Annotated in this window: 19 protein-coding genes; 13 read left to right on the plus strand and 6 right to left on the minus strand. The window is 64.2% G+C overall.

The window, feature by feature from the left end:
* The first annotated feature begins 22 nt into the window (after positions 1-22).
* Positions 23-868 carry a pyrroline-5-carboxylate reductase gene (gene proC / locus HMI57_RS09705; RefSeq protein ID WP_171585773.1) on the plus strand — a complete coding sequence of 282 codons (846 nt, stop codon included), beginning with the start codon at positions 23-25 and terminating at the stop codon, positions 866-868.
* A gap of 32 nt (positions 869-900) precedes the next feature.
* Here proC and HMI57_RS09710 read toward each other — a convergent pair whose 3' ends face one another.
* Entirely contained in the window at positions 901-1,569 is a 669-nt protein-coding gene (locus tag HMI57_RS09710; protein ID WP_171585775.1) for a TrkA family potassium uptake protein, read from the minus strand.
* A complete protein-coding gene (locus tag HMI57_RS09715) occupies positions 1,562-2,974 on the minus strand; it encodes a potassium transporter TrkG (RefSeq protein WP_228721033.1) in 1,413 nt (470 codons plus the stop codon). Before HMI57_RS09715 ends, HMI57_RS09710 begins: the two co-directional genes overlap by 8 nt.
* Before the next feature lie 129 nt (positions 2,975-3,103).
* Here HMI57_RS09715 and HMI57_RS09720 point away from each other — a divergent pair, with 129 nt between their 5' ends.
* The 4 genes from HMI57_RS09720 (at position 3,104) to HMI57_RS09735 (ending at position 5,498) form a co-directional block, all read left to right on the plus strand.
* Complete coding sequence (locus tag HMI57_RS09720) at positions 3,104-4,303, plus strand: acetoin utilization protein AcuC (RefSeq protein ID WP_171585777.1); 1,200 nt, start codon at positions 3,104-3,106, stop codon at positions 4,301-4,303.
* 33 nt (positions 4,304-4,336) lie between these two features.
* The gene (locus HMI57_RS09725; RefSeq protein WP_171585779.1) at positions 4,337-4,786 is read left to right on the plus strand and encodes a metalloregulator ArsR/SmtB family transcription factor; all 450 of its coding nucleotides are present in this window, start codon (positions 4,337-4,339) and stop codon (positions 4,784-4,786) included.
* Positions 4,787-4,967: 181 nt separating this feature from the next.
* Positions 4,968-5,180, plus strand: coding sequence for a helix-turn-helix domain-containing protein (locus HMI57_RS09730; RefSeq protein ID WP_171585781.1), 213 nt, complete (start codon positions 4,968-4,970; stop codon positions 5,178-5,180).
* Between the two features lie 219 nt (positions 5,181-5,399).
* Positions 5,400-5,498 carry an AURKAIP1/COX24 domain-containing protein gene (locus HMI57_RS09735; protein WP_003792170.1) on the plus strand — a complete coding sequence of 33 codons (99 nt, stop codon included), beginning with the start codon at positions 5,400-5,402 and terminating at the stop codon, positions 5,496-5,498.
* Between the two features lie 106 nt (positions 5,499-5,604).
* Here HMI57_RS09735 and HMI57_RS09740 read toward each other — a convergent pair whose 3' ends face one another.
* The gene (locus HMI57_RS09740) at positions 5,605-6,429 is read right to left on the minus strand and encodes an HAD-IB family hydrolase (protein WP_228721034.1); all 825 of its coding nucleotides are present in this window, start codon (positions 6,427-6,429) and stop codon (positions 5,605-5,607) included.
* Positions 6,430-6,506: 77 nt separating this feature from the next.
* Between HMI57_RS09740 and HMI57_RS09745 the strand changes: the two genes are divergently transcribed.
* A complete protein-coding gene (locus HMI57_RS09745; protein WP_171585783.1) occupies positions 6,507-6,788 on the plus strand; it encodes a glutaredoxin family protein in 282 nt (93 codons plus the stop codon).
* A 172-nt stretch (positions 6,789-6,960) separates the two neighbouring features.
* A complete protein-coding gene (locus tag HMI57_RS09750; protein WP_171585927.1) occupies positions 6,961-7,641 on the plus strand; it encodes a redox-sensing transcriptional repressor Rex in 681 nt (226 codons plus the stop codon).
* Between the two features lie 30 nt (positions 7,642-7,671).
* Here the strand turns inward: HMI57_RS09750 and HMI57_RS09755 are convergent, their stop codons facing one another.
* Positions 7,672-8,310, minus strand: a complete 639-nt coding sequence (locus HMI57_RS09755) for a hypothetical protein (protein WP_171585785.1) — start codon at positions 8,308-8,310, stop codon at positions 7,672-7,674.
* A 144-nt stretch (positions 8,311-8,454) separates the two neighbouring features.
* Entirely contained in the window at positions 8,455-9,003 is a 549-nt protein-coding gene (locus HMI57_RS09760) for a YceI family protein (RefSeq protein ID WP_171585787.1), read from the minus strand.
* A gap of 185 nt (positions 9,004-9,188) precedes the next feature.
* Here HMI57_RS09760 and HMI57_RS09765 point away from each other — a divergent pair, with 185 nt between their 5' ends.
* The 5 genes from HMI57_RS09765 (at position 9,189) to ccsB (ending at position 14,093) form a co-directional block, all read left to right on the plus strand.
* Entirely contained in the window at positions 9,189-9,866 is a 678-nt protein-coding gene (locus HMI57_RS09765) for a histidine phosphatase family protein (protein ID WP_171585789.1), read from the plus strand.
* 37 nt (positions 9,867-9,903) lie between these two features.
* Positions 9,904-10,518: a TlpA disulfide reductase family protein gene (locus HMI57_RS09770; RefSeq protein WP_318779162.1), complete on the plus strand. Its 615-nt coding sequence runs from the start codon at positions 9,904-9,906 to the stop codon at positions 10,516-10,518.
* Positions 10,519-10,618: 100 nt separating this feature from the next.
* A complete protein-coding gene (locus HMI57_RS09775; protein WP_171585928.1) occupies positions 10,619-11,332 on the plus strand; it encodes a cytochrome c biogenesis protein CcdA in 714 nt (237 codons plus the stop codon).
* Positions 11,333-11,364: 32 nt separating this feature from the next.
* The gene (locus tag HMI57_RS09780) at positions 11,365-13,068 is read left to right on the plus strand and encodes a cytochrome c biogenesis protein ResB (RefSeq protein ID WP_171585793.1); all 1,704 of its coding nucleotides are present in this window, start codon (positions 11,365-11,367) and stop codon (positions 13,066-13,068) included.
* On the plus strand, positions 13,068-14,093 hold the full coding sequence (gene ccsB, locus HMI57_RS09785; RefSeq protein ID WP_171585795.1) for a c-type cytochrome biogenesis protein CcsB: 1,026 nt from the start codon (positions 13,068-13,070) through the stop codon (positions 14,091-14,093). Before HMI57_RS09780 ends, ccsB begins: the two co-directional genes overlap by 1 nt.
* Positions 14,094-14,170: 77 nt before the next feature.
* Here ccsB and HMI57_RS09790 read toward each other — a convergent pair whose 3' ends face one another.
* A complete protein-coding gene (locus HMI57_RS09790) occupies positions 14,171-14,584 on the minus strand; it encodes a PLD nuclease N-terminal domain-containing protein (protein ID WP_171585797.1) in 414 nt (137 codons plus the stop codon).
* A 30-nt stretch (positions 14,585-14,614) separates the two neighbouring features.
* Between HMI57_RS09790 and HMI57_RS09795 the strand changes: the two genes are divergently transcribed.
* Positions 14,615-14,911 (plus strand): DUF4229 domain-containing protein, encoded by a 297-nt coding sequence (locus tag HMI57_RS09795; protein ID WP_171585799.1) that lies wholly within the window; start codon positions 14,615-14,617, stop codon positions 14,909-14,911.
* Positions 14,912-14,929 lie beyond the last annotated feature (18 nt).

The following is a 14,929-nucleotide window of genomic DNA, read 5'->3' on the forward strand; positions in this document are numbered from 1 at the left end:
TCGGCCGTGGCAGGATGGATTCATGAATAACACCCCTGAACCCACGATTTCCTTCCTCGGCTGCGGCTCCATGAATGAGGCAATTCTGGGGGGCCTGCTCGCCGGCGGGCTTTCACCCGAGCGCGTGAGCGCGACGGTCCGGGGAGCGGAACGGGCAGCAGAGCTGCGCGGCACCCATGGCATTACGGTGCTTGCCACCTCGGAAGACCCGGAGGCCAACCGGGTGGCCGCGGCGGGAGCCGACGTCGTCATCATGGGCGTCAAGCCGGTAGGAACCATCGACCTCGCCCGCGAAATCGCTCCAGTGCTGAAACCGACCACCACCGTCCTGAGCGTCGCCGCGGCCATCTCCCTGGCGATGCTGGAGGCCGCCCTCCCTGAAGGCCAGCCGGTCATCCGATCCATGCCGAACACGCCGTCCCGGCTCGGCAGGGGAGTGCTCTCCATCTCGGCGGGTACTCACGCCGATGCGGCCCTGATGGCGCAGGCGAGGGAGATCCTCAGCTCCGCCGGAACGGTGGTGGATATTCCGGAGAGTCAGGTCGACGCCCTGTCGGCGGTCAGCGGCTCCGGCCCTGCTTATGTGTTCTACCTTGCGGAGGCGATGGCCGCGGCCGGCGTGGAGCTGGGCCTCGATCCTGAGCTGGCCAAGGTCCTGGCCACCGAGACGGTGGCCGGAGCCGGTTTGATGCTGGCGGAGCCGGGAGCCGACCCCACCGCGCTCCGACGGGCAGTGACCAGCCCCAACGGCACCACCGAGCAGGCGATTGCCACCTTCGACCGGCTGGACCTGCCAGTGATCGTCGCCGCGGGAGCCCGGTCCGCCAGCAACCGTGCCAAGGCGATCACCGAGGAGCTGGACAGCTAACCGATGACCCGCCCCACCCGGATGCTTCCGGGTCAGGGGCGGGCGGCGAAGCGTTCCAGCAGATCCACATGGCCGGAGACAATCAGCATGTCCCGGCTGGTCACCTTGGTGTCCGGCCGGGCGTAGGTAAAGTCCTCGCCCGGCGATTTCACGCCGACCACTGTGACGCCGTATTTGGACCGTACCGCTGACTCGCCGAGGGTGAACCCCTGGGTCTCCTTGGGTGGGTACATCTTCACGATCGCGAAGCCGTCGTCGAACTCGATGAAGTCCAGCATGCGACCGCCCACCAAGTGGGCTGCCCGCACCCCGGCGTCCGCCTCGGGGTAGATGACGTGGTTGGCGCCGATCCGCTTCAGGATCTTTCCATGCGCCGGAGTAATCGCCTTGACCCACAGGTGGTCGATGCCGAGGTCCACCAGGTTCGCCGTAATCAGCACGCTTGACTCGATCGACGTTCCCACGCCGACGACGGCGGCGGTGAACTCCTGCGCCCCCAGCTGGCGGAGCGCGTCAATGTTGGTGGCATCGGCCTCGACCACATGGGTGAGCACCCCCGACCACTTCTGGACGAGCTGGGTGTCGCGTTCAATCGCCAGGACCTCGCGGCCCTGCTTCACCAGTTGGTCGGCGGTTGCTGAGCCAAAGCGGCCCAGCCCGATCACCAGGACCGGTGCGTTGTGTGCTGGTCTCTCAGCCAATGATTGGCCTCTCTTCGGGGTAGTGGTAGAGGGTACTGCGTTGCCGCAGGGCTAGCGCGGAGGCGAGCGTGATGGTCCCCATCCGGCCAGCGAACATCAGCGCGGACAGCACATACTTGCCCTCCGGGGGCAACTCGGCGCTGAGGTTGGTGCTCAGCCCACAGGTGGCGAAGGCCGAGATCACCTCGAAGAGCACCCGGTTCAGGTCCTCCTCGGTCATCCAGAGCAGGATCCCGCAGGCCACCAGCACCAGGGTTGCGCCCATGAAGATCACCGAGATGGCCACCCGCATCACACCCTCGGGGATTTTGCGTCCGTAGGCCTTCACATCGGAGTTGCCGCGGGCTTCAGCCACGATAGCAAGGAACATGACGGCGATGGTGGTCACCTTGATGCCGCCCGCGGTGGAGGCGGACCCACCGCCAGCGAACATCAGGGCGTCGGTCAGCAGCATCGTCGCCGAGCCCATCTCCGCCTGGTCCACCAGGTTGAACCCGCCCGAGCGTGTCATCACCGAGGCGAAGAGGGCATGGATCACCTTGTCGCCGTCGTTGAATCCGCCGATGGTCCGGTTGTTGGACCATTCCATCGCCCCCCAGGCGACTGCGCCGGCCACCAGAAGAATCAGCGAGACATTGACGGTGAGCTTGGTGTGGAGGCTCCATTTGCGGACCCTGAGCCGGTACTGGATGAGGACCAGGATGACGGGAAAGCCGAGGCTACCCAGAAACACGCCAATCATCAGGGGTACCAGGATGAACAGGTCGGTCTCGTAGGGAACCAGCCCGTCGGAGTGTGGCGTGAAACCGGCGTTGTTGAAAGCGGAAATGGAGTAGAACACGCCGTGCCAGACAGCGAGCCAGAACGGTTCCCCGAGCACCATGAACCGTGGGATCAGCATCAGGGCGAGCACAATCTCGACCACCACCGACGTGGTGATCACGATCCGCAGCAGCGTTCCCACTTCGCCGAGCCGGCTGGCGTTGTTGAGTGCCGACTGTGCCAGCAGCTTGCCGCGCACTCCGAGCCGCTTGCTCACCATCAGTGCGAGCAGCGACGCAAGGGTCAGGGTGCCGAGGCCGCCCACGAAAATGGCAATCAGGATCACCAGCTGACCGAAGAAGGACCAGTACGCCGCGGTGGAGACAACTGTCAGCCCGACCACGCAGACCGCTGACACCGCGGTGAACATCGCATCGTGCAGGGGGGCGGCCTCACCGTCGGCGGTCGCTATCGGCAGGCTCAGCAGGGCGGTGAAGATGAGGATGACGCTAAAGAAGATGATCAGCGCGACGCGGGCGGGGGAACTGTTCGCCACCCCGTCGATGAAGTCCCGGACGCGAGCCAGCAGCCTCAGGTATACGCTCTGCTCTTCCCGCAGCCAGGACGGCTGTTGTCTTGCCATAGCGCTCGCTTTGCCCCGGTTCCGCGGTCTCGACTTCGGCTGGATTACACCAGATGTCCTCCGAGTAGTAAACCACTTCCGGGATGCCACCGTGTCCAGACATCCCGCAAATCACGTAGCCTGTCAGTGATGAGTAGCGAATCCCCGTCGATCCCCACCAGCGTTGTCTGGGACGACTCAATGCTGGCCTACAACTTTGGCCCGACGCACCCGATGAACCCGCAGCGGCTGGCGCTCACGGCACGTCTTTCCACTGACCTGGGTCTCTTCGACCACCAGGCCGTCACCCTCACCCCACCGTTCGTGGCAACTGACGCGGAACTGGCTACCGTCCACGACGACGACTACATCGACGCGGTGCGGACGGCCGGAGCGGATCCCGAGCAGGCGGACCAGGCAGTGGGGCTGGGCACCGCTGACAATCCTGCGTTCGCTGGGATGCATGAGGCCAGCGCGCGGCTGGTTGGCGGTTCGCTGGCCGCCGCCGACGCCATTCTTGCGGGGCGTGCAGTGCATGCGGTGAACTTCGGCGGCGGGATGCATCACGCTGGCCGCTCCATGGCCAGCGGGTTCTGTATCTACAACGACGCCGCCGCCGCCATCCAGCGGCTGCTCGACTCGGGGACTCAACGGGTCCTCTATATCGACGTCGACGCCCACCACGGTGACGGAACCCAGAGCATCTTCTGGAATGACCCGCGGGTGATGACCATTTCGCTGCATGAGACCGGGATGAGCCTGTTCCCGGGTACCGGATTTGCCAACGAGGTAGGGGGACCGCGCGCCGAGGGATACGCGGTCAACGTTGCACTACCGACCCTGGCTGGCGATGGCGCCTTCCTCCGCGCATTCCACGCAGTGGTTCCGCCGCTCGCGGAAGCCTTCCAGCCCGAGGTCATCCTGAGTCAGCATGGCTGCGATAGCCATGTTGACGACCCGCTGACCAATCTCAGGATCAGCGTCGATGCCCAACGCGACCTGATGGTCAGCATCAGTGACCTGGCAGCGCGGGTCTGCGAGGGCCGTTGGATCGCCACCGGCGGCGGAGGGTACAACCTCACGAGCGTGGTGCCCCGTGTCTGGTCAACACTGATTGCGGTGGCCGCCGGTGTGTCCGTCGGGCCCAAGACTCCGGTGCCCGAGTCCTGGCGATCCTACGTGCTCGAGCAGTACGGGACGACGGCGCCTCTCCTGATGGGTGACGGCGCGGATACCTGGTGGCGCTCCTGGGAAGTCGGCTACGATCCCAACGACGAGCTGGACCGCACGGTGATGGCCACCCGGAAGGCAATCTTTCCACTGCACGGCCTCGATCCGTGGTTTGACTAGCATCGAACGCATATATGCCGCTAGGGTAATGGAATGGTCATAGAGGATGTTTTTGCCGTCGTCGCGGAGGGTACCCGCCGGGAGATTCTGGGGTCGCTCCGCGCCGGCGACAAAGCGGTAGGCGAGCTGGTCGACGAGCTCGAAGTCAGCCAGCCGACTGTCTCGAAGCACCTGAAGGTTTTGCGTGTTGCCGGCCTGGTATCGATGCGGGCGCAGGGACAGCGCCGCTACTATTCACTGAACCCCGCGCCGCTGCGAGAGATAGAACTCTGGTTGGGTTCGTTCGACCTCCCGGCCAAGACGCCGCCAGAGCCCGAACTCGCTGCAGTTGCTCCGCGCCCGTCAACGGTCCTCGCGACAGCTGTTGATCCGGCCACCGACCTTGCCGGCCAGCAAGCCTTCGGTCGCACTGTGGGCAGGGCTGCCGAACGTGCAGCTGACCTCTTCGCACAGCTCCCGAAACTGAGGCGTCGACGCGACTGATCCTGCCGCGGCCATCCCGCTCGGCGGCGCCGGCGACACTTTCACTTTGGTCACAGCAGCAACTAGAGTACTAGGTGGCGGACTCTTCCCAACACGTGGCGACAGGCCGTTTGGGCTGCCACGAGGCACGCCTCAGGTTGCACACGTTGGGTGCAAGCCTCAGTTTTAGGAGCAATGTGGGATGGTAGACGCGAGCAATTTCTCGGACGTTCGGTTTGTGACGGTGGCCGAGGTGGCCGACATGATGCGAGTCTCCAAAATGACCGTTTATCGCCTGATTCACTCCGGCGAAATGCCAGCAGTCCGCTTCGGCCGGTCCTACCGGGTGCCGGAATCGGCTGTCGAACAATTTGTCAGGGGCGCGGTGGTGGACGGCCAGTCCGAGACGGGCTAGTCGGCGCCGGGTTCTCAGGCCGCCGATCTCCCCGAAGTAGTCCGGTCGGGAGAGGTCACAATTAGCGGTACCCTGTTAAGGAGCGTTTTACGCGCTGTTGGCCGTGCGCCCGAGTGGCGGAAAGGCCGATCCGCGTAGGTAGTTGCGTTATTGTCAGAATCCGATCGTTGGCCCCACCCGGGCCGTGTCGGAAACCGAAGATCAGTTTGTGAGGACTTTATGGGTTCAGTAATTAAGAAGCGCCGCAAGCGTATGGCCAAGAAGAAGCACCGCAAGCTGCTTCGTAAGACCCGTCACCAGCGTCGCAACAAGAAGTAGCTTCATTTTTTCAGTTTTTTGAAGGGTCCGTCACTTCGGTGGCGGGCCCTTCAGCGTTAAGCCCGACCCAGTGTCAACCAGATCGAGAGTGAGAGCCTGGCTCTGCCTAGTTCCCGCGCATCCTGGTGAACCCACGCCAGAGCCCGTAGACCGCGCCGGCACCCGTGGCCGCCTTCAGCCCCAGAGTGGCGGCACGTCGGCCGCTGCGGAAGTCGTAGATCGGCCAGTTGTTCTCCCGTGCATGCCGCCGGAGTCTCCGGTCCGGGTTGATCGCCACCGGATGGCCCACAATGGTCAGCAGGGGGATGTCATTGAAGGAATCGGAGTATCCCCAGCACCGCCGGAGATTGAGGCCTTCCTTCTCCGCCAGCGCGCGAACCGCAACCGCCTTGGCTGGCCCGTGAAGAAACTCGCCCACGAGCTTCCCGGTGTACAGGCCATCAGCCACTTCACCGACGGTGCCGAGTGCGCCGGTCAGTCCCAGCCTGTTGGCGATCACGCTGGCCACCTCGACGGGTGTCCCGGTGACAAGCCAGACGCGTCGCCCTGACTTCAGGTGCTGTTCGGCCAGGGCACGTGCACCGGGCCAGATCTTGGAGGCGATCATCTCGTCGTACACTTCTTCGCCCAGCGCCAACACGTCCTCGTGGGCAATGCCGATGGCGAAGGCCAACGCTGCGTCGCGCACTGAATTGATGTCGGTCATGTTCTCGCCACGCATGACGAAGCGGAGTTGTTTCCAGGCCAGCCCGACGGCGAAACGGAGGGTGAAGGCCCTGCGCTGATACATCTTCCGTCCCACGTGGAAAAGGCTGGCGCCGCGCATCATGGTGTTGTCGACGTCGAAGAATGCGGCATCTCCTCCTGGGCCGGGGAGGGTGTCGGCTACCCCTGGGACCACGCGCAGGGGTCCGGTGCTGGCAACGGACATGCTCTGAGTCTAAATCAATTGCATCGGGCCACGGCCCGATACTGTGTGCTCACCGGTGAGGCGGTAACTTGGGTGGCATGACCCCTACACCACCGTCCGACGTTCCAGAGGGCGAGGTGTCCGCCCCGAGGGTGGAGCTGCTCACCCGGCCCGGCTGCCACCTGTGCGCTGATGCCCGGGCTGTGGTCGAATTGGTTTGCGGCGAGCTGGCTGTGCCCTGGCGGGAGCTGTCGACGGAGGAGAGGTCGGACCTGCTCGAGAAGTTCGCCGAGGAGATCCCGGTGCTGTTCATTGACGGTGTGCAACGTGACTTCTGGAAGATTGACGAGCGGCGGCTTCGATCGCTCCTGGCCCCATGACGGTCCCCTCGGGCAACCCCGGCTTTGTGCGGTCCCCTCTGCACCCTAAAGTGGAGTTACCCACGGCGTCGGCTGGTCCGGCGTCGTGCAACCCTGCCGCCTGACGGCTGGTGGATAGCAAACGGAGCGATGGAAAGTGACGACGCCGGAAGTACCCGAGCTGCGACTGTCGATGGGCGGCAGCGCCGCGCGCCAGATCCCCAGCGCCTCCCTGACGCGCTTGACCATCTATCTGCGCGCACTGAATTCCTTCCTGGCGGAAGGCACCGAACGGGTGTCATCCGACCGCCTGGCGGAGGCTGCCGGCGTCAACTCCCCGATCCTGCGCAAGGACCTGTCGTACCTCGGCTCCTACGGCACGCGGGGTGTCGGTTACGACGTGCAATACCTGAACCGGCAGATCTCGGCGGCTCTCGGCCTGACCCATGACTGGCGGGTAGCGATCCTGGGGGCGGGCAACCTGGGCCGGGCACTCGCCGGCTACTCCGGGTTTGAATCCCGGGGATTCGAAATTGTTTCTCTCTTTGACGCCGACCAGCTGGTGGTCGGAGCCGAGGTGGGCTGGCTGCGGGTCAGTCCGGTGGCCGACCTGGAGCAGGTGCTGGAACGGACCCGCGCCAATATGGCGGTCCTTGCCGTGCCTGCGGCGGTGGCGCAGGCGCTGTGTGACAGGTTGGTCGCTGCAGGGATCACCAGCATCCTGAGTTTTGCCCCGGTGGTGCTGCAGGTGCCGGACGGGGTTCAGCTGCGGAAGGTCGACATGGCTACCGAGCTGCAAATACTTGCCTATCACGCACAACGGGCGCAGGAGCCAGAGATAACTGATGACTCCCGCGCCCGTTCAGCCCAGTAGGTCCAGCGTTCGGCTCGCGCTCGTGCCCGCCTAGTACTGGCCGGGGGCGGTCTGCTTCTCGAAGTACGGCCGGGCCGGTTTCAGGAAGGTCATCACGACGCCGGCGATGCCGAGCAGCAACCCAAGGAGGCCCAGGATGGTCTCCAACGGCCCCGGTGTAACCATCTCCTGGCCCTGCATCAGGTCGCTGCCCTCAAGCATCGACGCCGACATCAGGCCGAACAGGTACATCAGCACTGACAGCACCGCCAGCACCGCCGCTGTAATTCTCGCCCAGTTGTGACCCTTGCGGATGAAGATCGCCAGCAGAATGTAGACGCCGGTCACGATCGCGGCGAAGACCAAGCCAATCGCAGTGGCAACGTCAGCGCCGGGACCCTGAACCGGAGTGGTCACTGTGCTGAGGATGGTAGAGATCAAGCTGACCACACCCGCAGCAATGATCAGCCAAAAAGCCCGCTCCACTTCCTTGGGAGCCGGGCCCTTCTCCGTCATCGCGACCTGGCTCATGTTCCCCGGGTAGTTGTAATTGGCGGGCGGTGTGTTGGGCGACCCATAAGGTGACGAGGTGGGGCCCGCCGGGTTCTGGCCGGGGGTGGGCTGCCCCGCCGAGGGATCGCGCGGACTCTGGCCCTGGCCGTAGTTAGGGTCGTTGGGAGGTGTGCTCATTGCCGTTTCCTCTTCACTTGAGACTGACTGGTGCAGACCCTGTGGGGTCCCAAATCCAACCCTAGCGCGGAGGATTGAGCGTCGGCAGGATTAAACGCCAGTGGCTGCCCTTCCCATAGGGAAGGACAGCCACTGAGGGGATGCTTACGCTGCTGGTGCTACGAACGCTGCATCGAGGTTGATGGTGACCTTATCGCCGACCAGGACGCCGCCTGCTTCGAGGGCTGCGTTCCAGGTGAGGCCGAAGTCCTTGCGGGAGATCACGGTCTGACCGGAGAAACCGGCGCGGGTTGCACCGAAGGGATCAACCGCAACGCCGTTGAACTCGGTCTCGAAGACTACGGGAAGGGTGGTGTCGCGGATGGTCAGGTTGCCTGAGAGCTTGTAGGTCTCGCCGGAGCCGTCGATGGACGTGGACTCAAAAGTCATTTCGGGGAAACGCTCGACGTCGAAGAAGTCCTCGCCACGCACGTGGGCGTCGCGGTTCTCGTCGTTCGAGTTGAAGGATGCGGTCTTGATGGTCGCGGTGACCTTGGAGTCGCTCAAAGAGGAGCCTACGTGCAGGGCTGCATCGACGGTGTCGAAGTTGCCGCGTACCTTGCTGATGCCAGCGTGCCGCACGGTGAAGCCGACCTCGCTGTGCGAGCCATCGAGGGTCCAGATGCCGTTGTTCAGTCCGGTGGGAATTGCCATGGTAGTTCTCCTGATCGTGGTGCCGTCTAGGTGATGCTGCTGTCGCTGCCGGGAGGCCGCTACTCATAATAAGCATGCATTTGCATTGATTATTCCTCAAGTTACTTGAATCTTCAAATAAACGGTTCCCGAGTCAGCTCCAGCGCGGATTTAGAGGCATGAGCGAACTCTGAGAAACTAGAGGTATGTCCCTAGCTACCGTTCACCTCGTGCGCCACGGTGAGGTCCATAATCCCGAGCGCGTCCTCTACGGGCGGTTACCCGAATTCCACCTCTCCGTGCTGGGCCACGAGATGGCAGCCCGGGTGGCCGGCCATTTCGCGCAAAGCGCCGCCGACGGTGCGAACATTGTGCAACTCGTTGCCTCACCGCTGACGCGTGCCCAGGAAACCGCCGCCCCGATCGCCGAACGCCTTGGCCTGGAGATGAGGACTGATGGACGTGTGATTGAGGCATTCAGCCGTTTCGAGGGCATGTCGCAGGTGGTCCAACAGCTGAAGAATCCCCGCTACTGGCCACTTCTCGCGAACCCCTTCCGTCCGTCCTGGGGTGAACCGTACCGCCAGCAGGTCGCGCGGATGATGTCGGCCGTTGAGGACGCGCGGCGCAGTGCGGTCACGCTGGCAGAAGCTGCCGGAATGTCCGGCCCGGCCGAGGTGATCGTGGTCAGCCACCAACTGCCGATCTGGGTCTCCCGCCTGGCCGCTGAGAATCGCCGGCTCTGGCATGACCCCCGTGACCGCGAGTGCACCCTGACCTCGATCACGTCACTGGATTTCGATGGCGGGCGCCTGGCCGGAGTGCGCTACCAGGAGCCGTGCGCTGACCTCCTGCCCGGTGCGGCAAACCTGCCGGGAGCATAATAGTATTACTACACGTTGTAGAACTGTGGAAGAAGCTGTGAAAAACTCTGACCGATCCGCTGGGCGCCTGAAAAAACTCGGTGCCGCGCTGGCTCTTGGGCTGGCCGCCTCACTCGCCCTTTCAGCGTGCGCCGCCGACGACCCCCTCGCGCAGCAAGCCGCCGTCGGTGACAACAAAAACTACATTGCAGGCGACGGATCGGTGACCGAATACGCTGCCAGCGACCGCGGCGAGCCGCTCGCCATCACCGGCACTGAGTACGGCGGGGCCACGGTCGACTCAGCGGACTGGGCGGGCCAGGTCACTGTGGTGAACTTCTGGTACGCGGCTTGTGCGCCCTGCCGCGAGGAAGCTCCGGACCTGGTGGCGCTGCACGACGAATACGCGTCGGCCGGGGCCCAGTTCTATGGAGTCAACATCCGCGATACGCAGAGCACCGCGGAGGCCTTCGAGCGCAGCTTCGAGATTCCCTATCCCAGCCTGGACGACCAGAACGGAGGGGTGCTGCTGGCAATGACCAGCTACGTCCCCCCACAGGCAGTCCCCACCACGCTGGTGATCGATAAGGAAGGCCGTGTCTCAGCACGGATCCTCGGGTTGGCCGACAAGAGCACGCTGGCCGCTCTCATCGACGCCGCGCTGGCCGAGTAAGAGACAAGTGAGTTTTCAGCTGCACCTCAGTGCCGCCGTCGGGAGTTCAGTGCCGACGGCGACCTCCAACGCGTTCGCCGACACCGTGCTGAACGGGTCGATGCTCCTGGCGCTTCCGGTGGCGCTGCTGGCCGGTCTCGTGTCGTTCGCCTCACCGTGCGTCCTGCCACTCGTCCCCGGCTACCTGGGCTACGTCACGGGGCTGACGGGCGTCGACCTGGAACAGCAAAAGCGTGGCCGGATGCTCACCGGGATTGCCCTGTTTGTGCTCGGGTTCTCGGTGGTCTTCATGGCCTACGGCGCCTTGTTCGGCCAGCTGGGTGCCTGGATGGTGGGGTCCGAAAGCTGGCTGATCCCGGTGATGGGCGTGGTGGTCGTGCTGATGGGGCTGATCTTCATGGGCGGCTTCTCCTGGTTCCAGACCGAGAAAAAGCTCCACACCAAAGTTCCTACCGGGCTCTGGGGTGCACCGCTGCTGGGGTTGACCTTCGGGCTGGGCTGGGCGCCCTGCATCGGCCCCACCCTCTCCGCGGTGCAGCTCCTCGCCTTCTCAAGCGACGATGCCAGCGCCGCGAAGGGTGCCGCCCTCACGTTCGTGTACTGCCTTGGGCTGGGCCTGCCGTTCCTGCTGATTGCGCTTGGTGTACGGCGCGGCATGGGTGCCATGGCGTTCTTCAGGAAGCATCGCCTGGCCTTGCAACGGTTCGGGGGCGGAATGCTGGTGGTGGTTGGCCTGCTGATGGCAACCGGCGTCTGGGCGCTTTGGATCAATGAACTGCAGAACTGGCTCGGCGGGGTGACCCTTCCCATCTAATGACTTCTGACTACTATGAAAGGGGGCAGACAATGACCCCCGACACTCCAGACGGCGGCAAACCCGACGTTGCTCTCCCGGCCCTCGGCCTCCTCGGCAGCCTGCGGTGGGGCTGGACCCAGCTCACCAGCATGCGCACTGCACTGTTCCTGCTGCTCCTGCTTGCCGTCGCCGCGGTTCCCGGATCGTTGTTCCCGCAGCGTCCGGCCAACCCGGCAGTGGTCACCCAGTACATCCAGGACAACCCCGACACCGGGCCGATCCTCGACTGGTTCCAGCTGTTCGATGTCTACTCGTCGGTCTGGTTCTCGGCGATCTACCTGCTGCTCTTCGTGTCCCTGATCGGCTGCGTCATCCCGCGGGCTCTTGCCCACGGCCGGGCCATGAAATCGAAGCCACCCCGGACACCCCGGAAGCTCTCGAGGATGCCGATCTACGGCACACTGGTCCTTCCCGCGTCGACGCAGTCCGGCGGCTCGCCGATCACTGCTGCATCAGCAGCCGCCGACGCAGCCGCGATGCTGAAGAAGCGCGGTTACCGGGTGGACCTGCGGGACACTGACTCCGCGCAGCCCTCAGTTGGCGCGGAACGCGGTTTCCTCAAGGAAGTCGGCAACCTGGTATTCCACTTCTCACTCATCGGTGTGCTCGTTTCGGTGGCAGTCGGCGGTCTCTTCGGTTACAGCGGGCAGAAAATCATCGTGGAGGGCGACAGCTTCGTCAATACTCTCGTGGGCTACGACACGTTCACCCCCGGCGCCAACTTCACCGCCGGCCAGCTGGAACCCTACTCATTGCGTCTCGATAACTTCGACGTGCAGTTCGACCGCCAGGAAACCCACTACGGGCAGCCACTCGACTTCACCGCCAACGTCACCACCAAGGACGGCCCGGACGCCGAGGAAGAGGAACAGGTGCTGAAGGTGAACTCTCCGCTGAACATCGGCGGCACCGGCATCTACCTGGTGGGCAATGGCTACGCGCCCGTGGTCACGGTCCGCGACGGCAACGGCGACATCGCCATGCAGGGCCCCGTGGTGACCATCCCGCAGGACGGCCTTTTCACCTCGCTCATCGTGATCAAGGCACCGGACGCCGCACCCGATCAGCTGGGGTTCGTCGGATTCTTCCTTCCGACAGCATTCGTGGGCGAGGACGGCGTCGCCTTCTCCCGTGATCCTGACCCGTTCAATCCCCAGCTGAACCTGAACTCCTACTACGGTGACCTCGGCCTTGACGACGGCGAGCCGCGCAGCGTCTACGTCCTCGACACCGAGGACCTGACCGAGCTCAACAGCCGGACGAGCGACGAGGGCGGTATTGTCCTGGGCGCCGGCCAGACCTACGATCTCCCCGACGGTAAGGGTTCTATCTCCTTCGACGGGCTGGACCGCTACATCGCCGTAGACATCCGCCACGATCCCGGGCAACTGGGCGCCCTCGTGTTCTCCTCCCTCGCGTTGGCTGGGCTGACGGCGTCCCTCTTTATCGGACGTCGGCGGGTCTGGGTGCGAACCGGCACCCACGCCGACGGCCGCACCATGGTCGAGTACGGGCTCCTCGCCCGCGGCGAGGACCATCGGCTGACCGGAGAGGGAGCCGCCATCGAGAAGGCGCTCCGAACCCAGTGGCTGGTGGACGAACCGGTTGAGGAGCAAAATGAAAGACCTGGCGCACCAGGTAGCACGACCTTCGAACACGCGTCACACCAGGCAGGAAACGGTAAGGAAAGCTAATGCCACCAATCAGCCAGACCCTCGGGGAGTTCAGTGAGCGCTTCATGCTGCTCGCTGCCCTCACCTACACGGTCGCCTTCATTGTCTTCACGCTCGACCTTGTGAAGAGCAGCAAGCGAATCCGTGCGGTGGAGGAGAACCTCGCCGCGTCCCAGCAGGCCGAGCAGCGGGTTCTGGTGGGAGCCGACATGACAGGTGGTTCCTCGCCTCGCGGCGGCGCTGCCCGTCTCGCTGCCGACACCACTGCCGATGATTCGATGGATTATTCCGGCCGGCGGAAACTGGCGCGCATCGCCGTCGTCCTCACCGTCGTCGCGGCACTGATCCACGCGGCCGGGGTGATTTCCCGCGGACTGGCCACCAACCGCGTCCCGTGGGGCAACATGTACGAGTTCTGCACCACGGGGGCCCTGGTAGTGGTGGTTGTCTTCCTCCTCGCTCTGATTCGCAAGGACCTCCGGTTCCTCGGCACATTTGTTGTCGGTCTGACCCTGGTGATGCTCTGTGCTGCGACGATCGGCTTCTTCACGCCGGCAGGCAACGTGGTGCCCGCTCTGCAGAGCTACTGGCTGATCATCCACGTCTCGGTGGCGGTAGCGGCCTCGGCGCTGTTTACTCTGACCTTTGCCATGTCGGTCCTGCAGCTCATCCAGACGAGCCGGGTCCGCAAGCTTGCCGCAGGCGGTGTGGACCGCACCCCGTTCATGCGGCTGGTTCCGTCAGCGCTAAGTCTGGAGAACCTCTCCTACCGGATCAACGCCTTTGCCTTCGTGATGTGGACCTTCACCCTGATGGCCGGCGCTATCTGGGCTGAGGAGGCCTGGGGCCGTTACTGGGGCTGGGACGTGAAGGAAGTCTGGACCTTCGTCATCTGGGTTGTCTTCGCCGGGTACCTTCACGCCCGGGCCACCCGCGGCTGGACTGGCACCCGCGCCGCGTGGCTGTGCATCATCGGTTACCTGTGCATCGTGTTCAACTTCACGATCGTGAACATCTACTTCTCAGGCCTGCACAGCTACGCCTAGCGAGCGGCTGACCAGACGAAAAAGTGCAGCCACCCTACGGGGTGGCTGCACTTTTTCGTTTCGAGTGGTCGATGGGATCAGGCGGTCTGGCCGCCGGGCTCGGGGTCGGTTTCCCCATCCTTCTTCTGCTGATCCTCGCGTGCCTTCTTCTCCTGGGCGGCGCGCAGCTCTTGTTCCTTGCGCCGGAGTTCCTTCTCGCGGGCCTGCTGCCGACGCTTCGCTTCAAGGTTTCGCAGGAACTGGGGATCGTCGTCCGGCGCGGTGGGATGCCGGGGAGCGGGGCGGGCGCGGCCGCGGGTCCCGCTGGGCCGGGGGCGGCCGAAGAGGAACCACAGTCCCGCACCGAGAAGCGGTACCAGGGCGATGGTGAGGATCCAGGCGGGTTTGGAGATGCTGCGCACCGAGTGCGCCTTGGTCATGATGCAGTCGATCAGTGCGTAGACGATAACGGCAACTGCAACGAGGATGAGAAACAACAACAGGCGAGGCATCTATCAATTGTAGGCGAGTAAACTTGATGAGTGCCCTTCTTCAAATTCACTGCCCTCCGCCTCGGCCTCGTCGTGGTGTTCTTCGTTATTGCCTACTGGCTGGGCCTCGGCGCCATCTTCTCGGCGGTCGCGGCGGCGATCCTTGCCTGGTGCGTGACCTACCTGTTTTTCCGCTCCCAGCGGGACGCGGCCGCAGCCTCCCTGCAGCGCCGGTTCAGGGACGGGGCGCCGCCGCAGCGCAACGTTGCCGAGCTCGACGACGCCGCCGCTGAGGACGTGTACGACCCCAACGCAGCGGTGAACGCGGACCGCAAACCCCGCCCCTGAGCTACGCCGGTCCATTGG

Source organism: Arthrobacter sp. 260 (assembly GCF_013116745.1).
Taxonomy (GTDB): domain Bacteria; phylum Actinomycetota; class Actinomycetes; order Actinomycetales; family Micrococcaceae; genus Arthrobacter_D.

What these genes read in the sequence shown, in the direction of transcription:
- proC (WP_171585773.1), top strand. Translation starts at nt 23, where the DNA reads ATGAATAACACCCCTGAACCCACGATTTCCTTCCTCGGCTGCGGCTCC.
- HMI57_RS09715 (WP_228721033.1), bottom strand. Translation starts at nt 2,974, where the DNA reads ATGGCAAGACAACAGCCGTCCTGGCTGCGGGAAGAGCAGAGCGTATAC.
- HMI57_RS09720 (WP_171585777.1), top strand. Translation starts at nt 3,104, where the DNA reads ATGAGTAGCGAATCCCCGTCGATCCCCACCAGCGTTGTCTGGGACGAC.
- HMI57_RS09725 (WP_171585779.1), top strand. Translation starts at nt 4,337, where the DNA reads ATGGTCATAGAGGATGTTTTTGCCGTCGTCGCGGAGGGTACCCGCCGG.
- HMI57_RS09730 (WP_171585781.1), top strand. Translation starts at nt 4,968, where the DNA reads ATGGTAGACGCGAGCAATTTCTCGGACGTTCGGTTTGTGACGGTGGCC.
- HMI57_RS09735 (WP_003792170.1), top strand. Translation starts at nt 5,400, where the DNA reads ATGGGTTCAGTAATTAAGAAGCGCCGCAAGCGTATGGCCAAGAAGAAG.
- HMI57_RS09740 (WP_228721034.1), bottom strand. Translation starts at nt 6,429, where the DNA reads ATGTCCGTTGCCAGCACCGGACCCCTGCGCGTGGTCCCAGGGGTAGCC.
- HMI57_RS09745 (WP_171585783.1), top strand. Translation starts at nt 6,507, where the DNA reads ATGACCCCTACACCACCGTCCGACGTTCCAGAGGGCGAGGTGTCCGCC.
- HMI57_RS09750 (WP_171585927.1), top strand. Translation starts at nt 6,961, where the DNA reads ATGGGCGGCAGCGCCGCGCGCCAGATCCCCAGCGCCTCCCTGACGCGC.
- HMI57_RS09755 (WP_171585785.1), bottom strand. Translation starts at nt 8,310, where the DNA reads ATGAGCACACCTCCCAACGACCCTAACTACGGCCAGGGCCAGAGTCCG.
- HMI57_RS09760 (WP_171585787.1), bottom strand. Translation starts at nt 9,003, where the DNA reads ATGGCAATTCCCACCGGACTGAACAACGGCATCTGGACCCTCGATGGC.
- HMI57_RS09765 (WP_171585789.1), top strand. Translation starts at nt 9,189, where the DNA reads ATGTCCCTAGCTACCGTTCACCTCGTGCGCCACGGTGAGGTCCATAAT.
- HMI57_RS09775 (WP_171585928.1), top strand. Translation starts at nt 10,619, where the DNA reads ATGCTCCTGGCGCTTCCGGTGGCGCTGCTGGCCGGTCTCGTGTCGTTC.
- HMI57_RS09780 (WP_171585793.1), top strand. Translation starts at nt 11,365, where the DNA reads ATGACCCCCGACACTCCAGACGGCGGCAAACCCGACGTTGCTCTCCCG.
- ccsB (WP_171585795.1), top strand. Translation starts at nt 13,068, where the DNA reads ATGCCACCAATCAGCCAGACCCTCGGGGAGTTCAGTGAGCGCTTCATG.
- HMI57_RS09790 (WP_171585797.1), bottom strand. Translation starts at nt 14,584, where the DNA reads ATGCCTCGCCTGTTGTTGTTTCTCATCCTCGTTGCAGTTGCCGTTATC.